The organism is Leeia speluncae (assembly GCF_020564625.1).
Lineage (GTDB): Bacteria > Pseudomonadota > Gammaproteobacteria > Burkholderiales > Leeiaceae > Leeia > Leeia speluncae.
In genome coordinates this window covers 226185-240787 of record NZ_JAJBZT010000005.1, presented here as the reverse complement: position 1 = coordinate 240787, position 14603 = coordinate 226185, and the positions used below count along the sequence as shown (strand labels likewise).

General features: G+C 47.3%; 14 protein-coding genes. 5 read left to right on the top strand and 9 right to left on the bottom strand.

What is annotated here, in order from left to right; genetic code table 11:
• Positions 1-6: 6 nt before the first annotated feature.
• On the bottom strand, positions 7-1368 hold the full coding sequence (locus tag LIN78_RS10900) for an APC family permease (RefSeq protein WP_227180829.1): 1362 nt from the start codon (positions 1366-1368) through the stop codon (positions 7-9).
• Between the two features lie 119 nt (positions 1369-1487).
• Between LIN78_RS10900 and LIN78_RS18350 the strand changes: the two genes are divergently transcribed.
• The gene (locus LIN78_RS18350; protein ID WP_227180828.1) at positions 1488-2303 is read left to right on the top strand and encodes a helix-turn-helix domain-containing protein; all 816 of its coding nucleotides are present in this window, start codon (positions 1488-1490) and stop codon (positions 2301-2303) included.
• Between the two features lie 10 nt (positions 2304-2313).
• Here LIN78_RS18350 and LIN78_RS10890 read toward each other — a convergent pair whose 3' ends face one another.
• The 3 genes from LIN78_RS10890 to LIN78_RS10880 all read right to left on the bottom strand — a co-directional run bounded on the left by LIN78_RS10890 (position 2314) and on the right by LIN78_RS10880 (position 6320).
• A complete protein-coding gene (locus LIN78_RS10890) occupies positions 2314-3987 on the bottom strand; it encodes a C13 family peptidase (RefSeq protein WP_227180827.1) in 1674 nt (557 codons plus the stop codon).
• Positions 3988-4096: 109 nt separating this feature from the next.
• Positions 4097-5224, bottom strand: coding sequence for a branched-chain amino acid ABC transporter substrate-binding protein (locus tag LIN78_RS10885; protein ID WP_227180826.1), 1128 nt, complete (start codon positions 5222-5224; stop codon positions 4097-4099).
• A 67-nt stretch (positions 5225-5291) separates the two neighbouring features.
• Positions 5292-6320 (bottom strand): histone deacetylase family protein, encoded by a 1029-nt coding sequence (locus LIN78_RS10880; protein ID WP_227180825.1) that lies wholly within the window; start codon positions 6318-6320, stop codon positions 5292-5294.
• Positions 6321-6477: 157 nt separating this feature from the next.
• Between LIN78_RS10880 and LIN78_RS10875 the strand changes: the two genes are divergently transcribed.
• The gene (locus tag LIN78_RS10875) at positions 6478-6960 is read left to right on the top strand and encodes an Lrp/AsnC family transcriptional regulator (RefSeq protein ID WP_227180824.1); all 483 of its coding nucleotides are present in this window, start codon (positions 6478-6480) and stop codon (positions 6958-6960) included.
• Here LIN78_RS10875 and LIN78_RS10870 read toward each other — a convergent pair.
• From LIN78_RS10870 to LIN78_RS10850, 5 genes are all read right to left on the bottom strand, one after another.
• The gene (locus tag LIN78_RS10870) at positions 6906-8105 is read right to left on the bottom strand and encodes an alpha-hydroxy acid oxidase (protein ID WP_227180823.1); all 1200 of its coding nucleotides are present in this window, start codon (positions 8103-8105) and stop codon (positions 6906-6908) included. The genes LIN78_RS10875 and LIN78_RS10870 overlap by 55 nt on opposite strands.
• Positions 8102-9484 (bottom strand): FAD-binding oxidoreductase, encoded by a 1383-nt coding sequence (locus LIN78_RS10865; RefSeq protein ID WP_227180822.1) that lies wholly within the window; start codon positions 9482-9484, stop codon positions 8102-8104. Before LIN78_RS10865 ends, LIN78_RS10870 begins: the two co-directional genes overlap by 4 nt.
• Before the next feature lie 66 nt (positions 9485-9550).
• A complete protein-coding gene (locus tag LIN78_RS10860; RefSeq protein ID WP_227180821.1) occupies positions 9551-10327 on the bottom strand; it encodes an ABC transporter substrate-binding protein in 777 nt (258 codons plus the stop codon).
• A gap of 95 nt (positions 10328-10422) precedes the next feature.
• Positions 10423-11241, bottom strand: a complete 819-nt coding sequence (locus tag LIN78_RS10855; RefSeq protein WP_308443955.1) for a carbon-nitrogen hydrolase family protein — start codon at positions 11239-11241, stop codon at positions 10423-10425.
• Positions 11238-12407, bottom strand: a complete 1170-nt coding sequence (locus LIN78_RS10850) for a methionine aminotransferase (RefSeq protein ID WP_227180820.1) — start codon at positions 12405-12407, stop codon at positions 11238-11240. The genes LIN78_RS10855 and LIN78_RS10850 overlap by 4 nt, the downstream gene beginning before the upstream one ends.
• 161 nt (positions 12408-12568) lie before the next feature.
• Between LIN78_RS10850 and LIN78_RS10845 the strand changes: the two genes are divergently transcribed.
• From LIN78_RS10845 to LIN78_RS10835, 3 genes are all read left to right on the top strand, one after another.
• Entirely contained in the window at positions 12569-13444 is an 876-nt protein-coding gene (locus tag LIN78_RS10845; protein WP_227180819.1) for a LysR substrate-binding domain-containing protein, read from the top strand.
• 148 nt (positions 13445-13592) lie between these two features.
• Positions 13593-14057: a hypothetical protein gene (locus LIN78_RS10840; RefSeq protein WP_227180818.1), complete on the top strand. Its 465-nt coding sequence runs from the start codon at positions 13593-13595 to the stop codon at positions 14055-14057.
• A 100-nt stretch (positions 14058-14157) separates the two neighbouring features.
• Positions 14158-14484 carry an FKBP-type peptidyl-prolyl cis-trans isomerase gene (locus LIN78_RS10835; RefSeq protein ID WP_227180817.1) on the top strand — a complete coding sequence of 109 codons (327 nt, stop codon included), beginning with the start codon at positions 14158-14160 and terminating at the stop codon, positions 14482-14484.
• Positions 14485-14603 lie beyond the last annotated feature (119 nt).

The window sequence follows — 14603 nt, the reverse complement described above, 5'->3', positions numbered from 1 at the left end:
ATTGATTCATGCAGATGCATCCGCTGTTTTGTTGACCTGGCGCTTAAACACAAACATTAACAATCCAAAAGCAATAATCCCCGCAACGATCATTAAGTCCTTGGCACTGCTAGATTTTAGAATCGTGAAAAGGGTATATCCGCCGCCAAGTAAAACGACTAAAGAAGGAATAGGCCAAAGTGGCATGTGGTATGGATGGTGTGTACTCGTATGGCGACTAAATAGTGCAGAAATTGCCATGCTCATATAGGCGAGCAACAAGATGATGACCGTAAAGGAGGTCAGTTCACCTAGATTGGAATTAAAGGTTAGCAATGCAGAAGGAATTGCAAATAATAGCGTCGCTACCCACGGTGTACCAAATTTGGGGTGCAGCTTAACCAACGCTTGGTTTAGTCCTTTATTCCACAAGCCATCCCGACCACTCGCGTATAGAAAGCGAGCATTTTGAACGACGATCGCGATAATCGCGTTAAATACAGATAAAAAGATACCTGCCGAAATAATGCGCGCTAGCGTTGGATTGCCTAATTGAGTGATGACATAGCTAATTGGATCACTTGATTTTGCTAGTTCTGTTAGCGAAGGAGACCCTAATAATAGCGCGGTGAGGGGTACCAGCTCCATCAATACAACAATGATGAGGGTAAGCAAAATTGCAATGGCTAATGGTCGGCCTGTTTTATGCATGTCTTCAGCTAAATAGATGGCAGCGCCATACCCATTATATGAAAACAAGGCAGTACCCACCATGGCAACGATGATGCCAAATGGAACATCCGCTAAGCCACCTTGTGCATCTAACATTTGAGGATGGGTTAGCACATCAACCGATTGATGTGGGTGACTAAATCCCAACCAGACTACAATCAGTAACACCAATACTTCTAGTGCTAAAAAAGCCCCTGTGACTAACGCATTGGTTTTAATATCGAGAATCCCAATCGCGTAACTTAAAACCACGACGACTAAGGCAACTGTTGCACTATCAAAGTTCGTTCCTAACGCACTATTGAGATAAGTGGCTGCGCCGGTTGCTAATACTGCTGGAATGAACAGCAACATGCAGAGAACAAATAGGTACATTTGCAAGCCTGCTGCTTGACCAAATAAACGCTGCACAATTGTGTATTCGCCGCCTGCACTTGGGTGGGCCGCGCCGAGTTCTGCATAGCAAAGTGCCAGTGCTACTGCAATTAGCCCTGCGAAAATGAACGATAAAAATGAACCACTGCCCGCGCTTTGAATCGCGAATGGGGCAATCACAAAAATGCTACTTGCGGGGGTAACGCCTGAAACAGTGATCATGACCACATCCATGATCCCTAGCGAACCTTTTAACTGGCCCGCATTTGACTGATTCGACATGATTCTCTCTCCTGAAATGTGTCGATGAAAGTACTCTGGCCAGAGTTGTGGGTCTTAGTGTAAGGTAAAAAATACGTCAAACTAATCACCGTGATGGGGTACCCATTTGGGGGATGGCTGTGGAAGCTTTACTGAAAGAAATGATGCTGCACAATGCATTAGCGAATGTGTTTGAGCAATTAGGAACGCCTCGGTTTTGGCGGTCGTTAGTGATGGCCTTGAGACAAGTTGCCCCGCTTGATAACGCACTCGCCGTGAGAATGTGGCCAGATGCCGCGCCTGTGGTGCTGGAAGAGTGTACATTTGGTGGGCCCGTACAAGCAGATTCCCCAGTTTTTCATTATTGCCAGGGTATGTATCTCCTAGATCCTTTTTACCAGTTAGTGAAAGAGGGGGCGAGCCAAGGGCTTTATCAGCTTGAACAAATTGCGCCTGATATGTTTCGAAGTAGTGAATATTATCTGAGCTATTTTAGTAAAGAAGTGGGGCAAGATGAGTTGCAGTTCATCCTCCCTTTGGGGGATGGGAGCTATCTATCCCTTTCATTAGGGATATTGTCTCGCTTTGATCACTTAGCGATTGGTCGTTTACAAACCGTTGCCTGTTGGGTGTTTGCGGCAATGAAAAAACACTGGCAGAGTTCTCAAGTTAAAGGACTGAGTGCGGTTCCTTCCCCTCAGATAGAAGATCAAATTGGGCAAGCACTAGCACATTTTGGCGGTGCAAAGCTCTCGGAACGAGAAGCCGAGATTGCCCGTCTGACCTTACAAGGCTATTCAAGTAAGGCCGTTGCTCAGCAATTAGCGATCTCACCTGAAACTGTAAAAACGCACAAACGAAAGTTGTATACCAAACTGGGTATATCAAGCCATACCGATTTGTTTAGCCAATTTATCTCTGAACTCACTGAAGAGCAAAAGAAACAGGCATTATGATTTTCTCGAATTACTGATTGCTAGGTAACTGAGTCGCCCATTTTTTTAAGTAAGGTGCAATGGCTTTGCCTATAAAGAGTTGCGGTTCAGAGGGCGCGTAAGCGGCTTTTTCTTCTGCGCTGGTCGCTTCATTGTTGTCTGTGGTTTCCCAGCTGCGAATTAGACCTTTTGCTTTTTGAAAGGCGGCGATGAAGTCCCCTTTAGGGGTTAGGGACTCTTTAAAAAAGGCTTTGCCAAAATAAGTGAAGTCGTTGGTGTCGGAGCAACCAAATGAGGTTCTGTCTGCTCGGGCTGCGGTTAGGATGAGTGTGTGATCGTCTTTTAGATCGTTAATAAACCCGCCTGAATAACACGCTGAAATCACTAATACTTTCCACTGAATGCCGGATTGTTTTAGTACGCTGGCTAAGTCTTTGCTCGATAAATCGTTGATACGCAGGTCTTCTTGTGCGAGGCTAAAGAAATGGTCTTGGGAGCCGTGGCTAGTCATGAATAAAAAGAGAATATCTTTTTGTGGGTCCATTTTATTGCGGATAGCTTTTAAGCTAGCGGAGATGCTGGTTTTGGTGGCAAAGGGGGCGTCACTAAAGGTGTTTCGACTATTGATCAGACTAATCGCGTGGTCTTTCACGCCAAAGTATTTTTCAAATTGCTGTCTGACAAAGTCGACCTCACGATGAAACACTTCTTGCTTACCATCACCCGCAATACCTAACCAGAATAGTTGAATCCCTTTACCTATAGAGGGTTTGACCGCATTTAGGGATTGATCAAGTAAGTGTTGCTGTTGGTAAATGGCAGTTTCTAGTTGGGTAAGTTGGCGTTTCTCTTCTGCAGGATCGCTGTATTCTCCGTAAACCCATTCGCCAGCAATCGTGGTTTGGCCTTTCGCGTTGGGTTTGGCTAGGATTAACTTTCCTTTGCCGTGTCGTTCGCCATAGTAAAAATTGCCTTCGTAGATATCGCCATTGCCATAATACAGTTTGCCGTAGCCTTCAAACTTACTATCGGTAAAACTGCCTTCGTAACGATCGTTTGTTTTTAGATCGTGAAACTTCCCTTGGCCATTTAATCGGGAGTTGTTGAAATTGCCTTCTAGTTCATAAGCATCGCTGTGATATTTACCAACGCCATTTGGGCGGAAGTTGGTGAATGAGCCTTCAAAGTATTCATCTTTTAGCGTGAGTTTGCCTTGACCAGTGAACTCATTGTTAACGAAGTCGCCCTCGTAGATTTTGCCATCCGCAGACTCGTAGCGTCCCTTGCCTTGGAGCGTTTTATTTTTAAAGTCGCCGGTGTAAACAAATTTGTCAGGCTGGGTGAGTGTGCCTTTGCCATTCACTAAACCATCTTTAAATTCACCCACATAGGTACTTCCATCTAATGCAGTTAACGTGCCTAGTCCATCCCAATCGCCTTGATGAAAAGTCCCTTTATACACTAATTGATGTTGAGCATAAGTTTCGCCTTGACCTTCTAGTACGCCATCCTTGAAGACCCCTTTGTAAGCTTTTCCATTCGGATAGAGGATGAGCCCTTCACCGGATAAAACGCCATTTTCTAAATGGCCGTAATATTTACCCCCGTCAGGGAGTTGTGCATCGGGTGTTGTATAAGGGGCGGTTGGGAAGGCGGCAAATGCAGTCAGCGGAAAAATAAAGAGGCTAGCGAGAAGGCGTTTCATAACCAATTATCTGTGAAGGCGATACTTGGCAGCATAACAGCGATAATGACAATGTCAATATTGAAGATGCTTGCTAAGTGAATTAGCAAGCATCTAGGTGATCAATCGCTTAGTGAACGACCGTGATCGCTTTCCATGTACCCTGTGTAAATTGGTGTACAGTTACCGAACCATCTTTGATATCGCCTGCAGGTGTAAATTGGACATTGCCTGTGACACCTTGGAATTTAATGCTGGCTAGTTTAGGCAAATACACTTTTGGATCAGAAGAGTTTGCCGCTGCCATGGCATTGATAATGGCGGTCATCCCGTCATAAGCGTATGGCGCATAGGTCTGCACTTCCATGCCAAAGCGTTTTTGGAAACGAGCGTAGAATTGCTTGCCTTTAGGCATTTGATCTTTTGGCATGCCGGCAATCGTACAATACGCACCGCTATCGATGCCGTCGCCAGCGAGTTTGATTAACTCTGGATCGCACGCGCCATCACCCGTCACAAAGGCAGATTTAATGCCTAAGCGGCGCATCTGTTGCAGCAATGGGCCAGCAGTGGCATCCATGCCGCCATAAATGACTACGTCTGGTGATTTAGCTTTGATCGACGTTAAAATCGACATCCAATCGGTGGTTTTATCGGTGCCGTATTCTCTTGCCACCACTTTGCTGCCCAACGCTTTGACGCGTGATTCGACTTGGTCTGCTAAGCCTTGTCCGTAAGCGGTACGGTCATCAATAATCGCAATGCTTTTCCCTTTGAGGTTTTTTACCGCAAATTGACCCATTGCACCGCCTTGCTGAATATCATTCGCGACCATACGGAAGGTCGTCTTGAAACCTTGGGCGGTGTATTTTGGATTGGTAGCAGATGGAGTGATTTGTGGAATGCCTGCTTCGCTATAGAGGCGAGACGCTGGGATGGTGGTGCCAGAGTTTAAATGACCAACCACGCCTTTTACGCCGGCATCAATTAGTTTTTGTGCAACGATGTTGGCGGTTTTTGGATCGGCCGCATCATCTTCCGATACCAACACAAACTTAGCTACTTGGCCGCCAATTTTGATCTTTTTTGCATTCGCGTCTTCGATCGCCAAAATCACGCCGGCTTCATCGTCTTTACCCAAATGCCCGATTGGGCCAGACAATGGGCCTACTTGCCCTACTTTGATTTCTACGTCTGCGTGCGCACTCCCGATGGCTAACAGCATCGCCAACAACACGGGTTTAACAGTAGCGTTCATTTACTCACTCCTCATTGAGACAATTGACACTATGAAAGCCCTCCAAACGGAGGGCGGAAAAGAAACCTTATGCGTTCTCGAAACCTTTTAAGACATTGACTGCATTAATGCCGATATCGTCGACCATATAGCCGCCTTCCATCACAAATAGCGTGGGTTTCTTCAGGCTAGCGATCTGTTGGCCAAGCGAGAGATAGTCGCTATTTTTAAGTTTGAATTGACTAATCGGGTCATGTTCGAAGGTATCGACACCAAGTGAAATCACGACTGCATCTGGGTTGTAGGCTTGGATTTTTTGTAAGGCATCTGCCAAGGCAATTTGGTAGTGTGCCCAATCGGTGCCGTGTGGTAGCGGGTAGTTATGGTTGAACCCCAGCCCTTCGCCTTTACCCGCTTCGTCTTTGTGACCTAGATAGTATGGGTATGAATGCAGCGGGTCTCCGTGTAAGGAGACAAACATTACGTCTGGGCGATCGTAGAAAATCGTTTGCGTGCCATTGCCATGGTGATAATCGACATCTAGCACCACCACCTTTTTCGCGCCTTGATCAACCAGCGATTGTGCTGCAATGGCCGCATTATTGAGGTAGCAATAACCCCCCATGTATTCACTTGCTGCATGATGACCCGGAGGACGACAGAGGGCAAATGCAGCTGGTAAGCCACCTGCAATTTTGTCTGCTCCGGTGAGTGCTAGATCGGCACTGCTTTTCACTGCTTCCCAAGTCCCTGCGGTAATCGGCACACCAGCATCCATGGCGTAGAAACCTAACTTACCATCGATATGAATCGGCTCGATGTCGGTGCGCATGTCTCGTACCGGCCAAGTGAGTGGTAGCGCGTCGTGTTGTCTGCCCATTGCTTGCCATTGCGACCACGCACTTTCCAAGAAACGCACATAGCGCTCACTATGAACACGGGTATACACAGACACAGGGTAGGCATTGGGGGCGATAATTTCACCTAGCGCTTCTTTTTGCACCCGCGCCAAAATCGTGTCGGCACGGCCTGGCATTTCGAAGCAGGGCTTGAGTTTGCCGTCTTTTAATTCTGTGCCGTGATGGAGGTGGTGTTTGTCACTATATATGGTCAGCATCGGGTGTCTTTCATGATTGGGCTGACATAAATTGTAGGGTGTGTTGCTAGGATGTGTTTTGCTTTTTTGTGCGTCATTGCTTTGTAAATTAGAAAGAAACGATTAATAAATTAATTTATTTAGCGTATTCTTTTTAAAGTAATCAAAGGGGCTAATAATGGGGCAAAAGCAAAGCGATAGTCAGTTAGACGAAATTGATAAAGAAATTTTACGATTACTGCAGGCTGATGGCAGCCTAACGACGCCATTACTAGCGGAAAAAGTATCGCTCAGTGTGACGCCATGCTGGCGGCGATTAAAGCGATTAGAAGAGGCGGGATATATTCGGGATTATCAGGCTAATTTAGATCGCCGCAAAATTGGTCTGGGGATTTTTGCATTTGTGCAGATTACCTTTGGCAACGTCGGTAACCCCGAGCCGATTGAAGCCTTTGAAGAGGCGGTGCAAAAGATTCCCGAAATTTTGAGTTGCCATAAAATTACGGGCAGTGCGGATTACATGTTGCAAGTGGTGGTCGAAAATCTGGATGCTTATGGTGATTTTGTTGAAAATGTATTGCGCCATTTACCAGGGGTTAGCTTAATTCACTCTGGATTATCCATTCGGGAAATTAAGTCGACTTCTCGCCTGCCGTTATGATGAAGATTCGTCATACCTAACTGAGCCATGGCATTGTCGATTTCAGTGTGTAATATCGTGAGTGCGCGGGTCACTCCATTAGCGCCGTCGGCCGCGACGCCATACAGCGTGGCACGCCCTAGCATGACGGCATCTGCCCCATTTGCTTTCGCTTTGAGGATGTCTGTGCCTCTGCGGATGCCTGAGTCCAACAAGATTTTGCAGCGTCCCTGAATGGCTTCTGTAATGGCTGGCAGGCATTCAAATGCGGCGGGTGCAACATCTAGCTGGCGACCACCGTGGTTACTAACAACGATTCCGTCCACACCGATTGATGCGGCTTGTTTGGCATCATCAGGATGCAACACCCCTTTGATCAATAGTTTGCCCTGCCACTGGTCTCTTAGCCAAGACAAGGTATGCCAATTAATGCGGGTATCCATTTGAGATTCAATCCACGCTGCTACCTGCAATGCATCCGCTTGTTTGCCTATAAATTCATCTAGATTACTAAAGCGTGGTAAGCCATTTATTAGGATTTGCCATACCCAGTGCGGGCGGGCGATCAACTGCAGCCGGTTCCGCCAGTTTGGTTGTTTAAAACCGCGATAATTTCGGGCTTCCCAATTCCGATTGCCATAAACGGTCGCATCTGTGGTGAGTACGATGGTACTGACACCCGCATGCTTTGCACGGTTCAATAAATCGGTTGTGCAACTGCGGTCTTTAAAGAGATACAACTGTAACCACAAGTTGGGGTTCGGGTAGCGTTGCATTGCTTGGGCGACAGATTCTAGGCGGCTATTGGATAGGGTTGCTAGGCAAAAAGGGATGCCAAATTGAGCTGCCGCACTGGAGAGTAAGCGATCGGCATCTGGCCAGAGCATACCGTTAAAACCGGTTGGCCCAATCAACATGGGGCTGGAAAGAGACTGATCCCATAGCGAGACAGATTGATCTCGCTGGCTAACATCTACCAGAGTACGTGGTGTGAGTGTGAAGTCGTCAAAGGATCGACGGTTGCGTTGCATGGCAAGCTCATCTTCTGCTCCCCCTTCCAGATATTCCCAGGCAAAGTTTGGCAGCCGTTTTTTTGCCATCGCCGCTAAATCAGCGATAGAAGCTGCATATGCAACATTTCTCCCTTGGTAGAGTTGTCGTTTCATAGCACGCAGCCCGGGTTCATCCGCCCGGAAGGGTCAAGCAGTTGTTTGAATTGTTGCATGAGCGAAATCTCTGGCGCATGGCGACTATGATGGAGGTAAGCCTTTTTATAGCGACCAATCCCATGCTCGGCAGAGATGGTACCGCCCATTTCACCGATGAGTCGGTAGACCAATTCACAGACTGCCATCTGCGCTGCTTCATTCGGTGTTTCTTGGTTGAGTGAAATCCCTAAATGGAGATTGCTATCTCCCAAATGCCCAAAGGGTAAACAAATGACGCTTGGCCAAGTATTGAGTAGTTGGCTGGTGCAGCGTTGGACAAACGGGTCAATATCGGCAATTGGCAAACTAACATCAAAATTCAGCAAAGCAGGTAGGTTGTCCATTGGCAATCCTTCCCGGATATGCCATAGCTGCCTAGCCTGATCCAGATTACTAGCTATCGTTGCATCGTTAATTAAGCCGCTTTCCAACCATGCCCCGAGTGTGTCAGTGAGTGCCGACTGTAGATCCTCTGCTGTTTGAATAGGGCTGGCGTATTCTAGTAAGACTTTGAAGCTATCTTCTGCGGGAAGCGGAAAGGGTGTGTCAGGCATCCGGCTAGACATAAACTGATAAAAATCGGGCCACATGACTTCGAAACTGAGTAAATCGGGTAAATGAGTACGAGCAGCTCGCCAAAGTGCTGTGACGTTCTCAGCATTTGCGACGGAGAGTAAGCAAGTGACGGGCGTGTGCAGTGCCGGATAAAGTTTGATCACGGCGCGAGTAATTAGCCCCAGTGTCCCTTCACTGCCGATAAAAAGTTGTTTGATATCTAGGCCTGCATTGTTTTTCAGCATGCGATTTAGGCTACTGACCAATGTACCATCCGGCAGAATGACTTCTAGGCCTAGTACCTGATCACGCATCACGCCATAGCGGATGGCACGGTTGCCGCCGGCGTTGGTGGCAATTAAGCCGCCAATCTGGCAGCTATCGCGTGCACCCAGATCAATGCCTAGGGTAAAACCTTGTTCGGCAACTGCCGCTTGCACAATGGAGAGGGGCGTTCCGGCCCGAACGGTGACAGTTGCGCCTGCTGTATCGATTTCTTCTATGCCACAATAGCGTTCCATCGCGACGACGAGGCTATTGGGAGAAGGGTTCGCCCCACCAGCAAGCCCTGTGAATCCACCTTGTGGAATGACGGGGCAGGCAGATTGATGTGCAATCGCAAGTGTACTAACGAGTTTCTCTAGCGTATCTGGCCGTGCAACCGCCAATGGTGCGGCCAGTGGAGACTCCGCATACGGCGTGTAGTATCGCTCGGGGATATCCTTACCTTGCAAAAGTTCATTCGGAGTGAGTAGAGCGGAAAGTTCAGCAAGCAGGTTCATGGCACAGACCTGTGGAGGAGAAACAGCAGATGCGGGATAGCCGTGTGGCTATCCCTACTTGGAAAATTACTTCACGGTTACATCAAAACCAGAGAAGTATTTTTTCGCTAGTTTTGCAACGGTACCATCTTTCTTCACTTCAGCAATCGCTGCATTCAATTGCTTTTTGTGGGCGTCGTCACCCTTGCGTAAACCGAATGCAATCCCACTACCTAAGATTTTGTCGTCTTTCACTGCAGCGCCAATAAATGCATAGCCTTTGCCTTCAGGCTTACTTAAAAAGCCTGCTTGCCCTGCTGCAGCCATCACCAAGGTAGCATCTAAACGGCCAGACGCTAGGTCAGCATAAACCATGTTTTGGTCTTTGTATGCGGTCACGGTGACGCCATGTGGTTCCCAATGGGTTTTCGCAAATGTTTCTTGAATAGAACCTTGCAATACACCCACGTTTTTGCCTTTTAGGCCTTCTGCTGTAGGTGCCATTTTGCTGCCCGCTTTACCAATTAGCTGCGTTGGGATGCGGTAGATGGTATCGGTAAAATCAATGGCTTCACGACGCTTGTCGGTCGCGTTCATGGCAGAGTTAATCGCATCGAATTTTTTTGCTTGTAGCGCAGGGATCAGGCTATCAAATGCATTCTCAACCCAAGTGCATTTCAATTTTGCTTTTGCACAAATCGCATTGCCTAGATCAACATCAAAGCCTTCTAGTTGGCCAGCTGCATTTTTGGATTCAAACGGAGGGTATTCCGCTTCAATACCAAAACGTAAGCTATTGTCTGCGCTGGCAATTCCAGCGGTTGCTGCTAGGGCGAATGCGGCTAAACGGAATGTAAATTTCATGCTTTCTCTCCTGTAAAAACGGGGGATCTATTCGACAAGGGAACAAAAAAGGGCGCAATGCTAATCGTTGTCTTCCTTGTTGTCACGATCCTTAATCAATGTTTATCTAAACGGCGATGTTGCAAAGCGGGTAACTTCTGACGGATTTCGGCTAATACACTTGGATCTAGTTCAGCAATAACAACCCCATTCCCTTCGGGTAGTACGCTTAGCACTTTGCCCCACGGGTCAATAATCATGCTGTGCCCAAAGGTTTGGCGGCCATTCGGGTGCCAACCGGTTTGCGCCGCAGCAATCACATAACATTGGTTTTCGATTGCTCTTGCCCGTAGCAGAACCTCCCAATGCGCTAAACCCGTTGTATGGGTAAAGGCCGCCGGCACGGTGATCAGTTCTGGTGCTGGTGCGGTTCTAAATAGCTCTGGGAAGCGTAGGTCATAACAAATAGAAGGGCGTAAACGACCAAATGGGGTGATGAGTGTCGTGACCACATCACCAGCACTTAAGGTATCCGATTCTTGGTAAGTGTCTTTGCTATCTTGGAAACCAAACAAATGGATTTTGTCGTAGCGACCTACACATTCGCCTTCTGGATTAAAAGTTAAGCAGCTATTAAACACATGCTGTTTGTCTGGGCCTGACAGTGGCACGGTGCCGCATTGCAACCAGATACCATTTTCTCTGGCTAAGTCTGATAAGAACCGTTGGATGGGTCCATCGCCAAACGGCTCACCTAGGGACAAACGTGCCTCATCGGTTTTACCCATCAAATAAAAATACTCAGGCAGAACCACTAATTGCGCGCCTTTTTCAGACGCCTCTTTGACGAGCTGGCGGGCTAGGCTAAGGTTTTCTCCCAGCATTTCGCCGCTATTCATTTGCACGGCAGCTACTAACATGCGTTCGGTCATCATTTTGCCGCTCCTACTTGGCAAAGCGCAGCGGCGGCTTTTCTTAACGTGGCTTCGTCTTTAGAGAAAGAGAAACGAATAATTCGATCATCCGTACCATCAGTATAAAAGGCAGATAGTGGAATTGCAGAAACACGATGTTCTTTAATCAATTGCAGAACAAATTCGCTATCGGATAACTGACTAAAATGCCCATATTTAGCCAACAAGAAAAATGAGCCATGGCTGGGTAATAACTCAAAAGGCGAGTCTTTTAAGAGATTCACCAATAGATCGCGTTTCTCTTGATACAACTGCCCAAGCGATAGATAGGTTGATGGGGTTTTCATATAGGCTGCCAGTGCGTGCTGCATCGGGGTGTCCGCAGAAAACATCATGAACTGGTGCACTTTACGAAGCTCTGCTGTAATCGCCGCGGGTGCCAAGCAATAGCCAATTCGCCAGCCGGTCACATGAAAAGATTTCCCAAATGAAGACACCATCACGCTACGCGCGGCTAATTCAGGATGGGAGACCACGCTATGGTGAACCGCCCCATCAAACACAATGTGTTCGTATACCTCATCCGATAGCACCACAATATTGGTGTCTCTAGTGACTTCGGCGAGCGAATCTAAATCGGCTTTAGAAAAGACCGATGCACTTGGGTTGTGCGGGGTATTAACGATGATCATTTTGGTTTTAGCAGTAATCTTGCTTTTTACTTCTGCCCAATCCACATGAAAATCTGGTTGTTTGAGTTTAATGGCTACAGGGGTTGCACCTTGCAAGCGAACAATTGGTGCGTAACTATCGAATGATGGTTCGAAATAGATGACTTCATCCCCTGCATGCACTAGCGCGCTAATTGCCGAGTAAAGTGCCTCGCTGGCACTTGCTGTAATCGTGATTTCATCTTGCGGATCAAACGATTGTCCATAAAGTGTGTGTACTTTTTCAGCGAGTGTTTCGCGTAGGCTAAGCACACCTGCCATTGGCGCGTATTGGTTTAGCCCACTTAACATTGCCTCATGGGTGAGTTCGATCAACGCTGGGTCACAAGGAAAATTCGGCGCGCCTTGCGAAAGATTAATGGCTTGATATTCACTACTTAACTGACCGATCACCGTAAAAATGTTGGTGCCTACATCCGGTAATTTAGAGCTAATGGCAGGGGTAGGGAAATTCATTCGCAGTCCTCTTTAGTCAGCGTTTTAATGACGCTTCTTGTGATTAAGATTTGCACAAACTGTAAGCATCTACACTTGCCCCCACAAGGGAATTGTTGTCATACTAGCCATGAGAAAAATGCATACCTAAACGTAAGAATGACAAATAGGAATAATCCCTCATGTCTGTGAGACTCCCTCCACTGAATGCGCTTCACGCTTTTGTCGTTGCGGCGAGGCACCTTAACCTCACCCGCGCGGCAGATGAGCTTTGTGTAACGCAAGGCGCGGTGAGTCGGCAGATTGCTTCTTTAGAACAACATATTGGGATGAAATTGTTTTATCGGGAGGCAAGGGGGCTAAAACTTACCGTACAAGGGGAGTCATTGCTGCCAGAATTGCGCGCTGCGTTTGATCTGATCCAGAAGGCCGCAGATAAAGCAGCAAAATCACACCATGTGATTCGCCTAAAAGCGCCAACGTGTGCCATGCGTTGGTTATTACCGAAGTTGATGATCTGGGAAAAATCACAACCTGACATACCCGTAGAACTCACCACGACTAGTGCGCATGATGTCGACTTCCTGCATGAACCCTTTGATGCTGCCGTTTTGTTTGGCAGAGATACATCACGTTACGCACAATGCCATAAACTCTTTGATGAAGTATTGGTGCCCATTTGTGCGCCTTCGTTAACCACCCAAACCGAACTAAATCCAACAGAAATTCTCCGCTATACCTTATTGCACCCAACCAGAGACCAGCGAGATTGGTATTTGTGGCTGACTACCGTTGGCAGCCAAACTACGCAAGCGAATCGAAATCAGCAATTTGATACCATGGATTTAGCCATTAGCGCGGCCATTCAAGGGTTTGGCATTGCGGTGGGGGACGCAACCCTAGTCGCGGGCGATGTTCAATCTGGGCTGTTGAGGATTCCGCATCCTCATCAAATAGCGACAGGTGATGGGTATTATTTCACGGTGAACACGAACAAACCCCAATCAACTGCGTTAAAAGCGTTTGCGGATTGGCTACTGGCTGAATCGGTGTCTTGATGGTTGGGTTGTTCTATCTTGATGACTACATCAAGCTTGTTTTGCATATTTCAGCAAAAAGCGCTTCTACCATCTAAGCTAAATCAACCTTGGCAATTTCCCAAGTGAATTGCTATTTGAAGTAATGTCTTATCTATGAGAGCTAATAATGAAGTCTTACATCCTTCCTTTTGCTGCATTATTCGTCAGTACGGTTAGCTTCGCCTTCCCTCAATGTGCCAAACCTAGCCAAACCGTGTTTCATTGCACGACGACCAAGGGGAAAATCATTGAGGTATGTGATAGCGGGAAAACTATCGATTACGCCTTTGGAAAACCTGATGTCGCGCCAGAAATTATCGTAAAGGCCCCAAGACAATCGGCTTCAACCTATCAATGGCAAGGCATCGGACGAACCATTTCTTATGCGGTAGACGTGCCCAATGGTAAAACCACCTATAGCGTTTATTGGGCATTTGAAAAACCAATGGAAGAGAATGATGAACCAGAACCGGAAGGTGGCGTTGCCGTATTAGCGAATGGAAAAACCCTGGCCACCGTTACGTGTGATCCGAAAAAAGAAATTGTCCAACGGATAGAAGGCATTGACTTACGCCCAACACCAGAAGACTAATCTGTGTCCCTGCATAGATCAACCGGCATACCTAATGCTAGTATGCGTGCTTCTGTGATGGCTAACCAAGCAATCACACTCGCTCGATAAGGAAAACATTGTGTCAGAACTAATTATTGAAGATATCACCACCGGCGAAGGCAAAGAAGCAGTGGCTGGTCAACACGTTACCGTGCATTACACTGGTTGGTTAACCGATGGCAAGAAGTTCGATTCTAGTAAAGATCGTAGTCAGCCATTTAGCTTCCCATTGGGCGCTGGTCATGTGATTCGTGGTTGGGATCAAGGCGTGCAAGGGATGAAAGAGGGCGGCGTTCGTAAGCTGACTATCCCTGCTGAATTAGGCTACGGCGCACGTGGCGCGGGTGGCGTTATTCCTCCAAATGCTACGTTGGTATTTGAAGTAGAGTTGATTCGCGTGGGCTAATTGCCAACCGTAGTCTGCTAAAAAGGTCGGTACTAACCGGCCTTTTTTATTGGCGATTGGCGCGGTGAATAAAAAAAGACCCCGGCGAACCGGGGTGAGTGAGTATGTTCACATTCGGC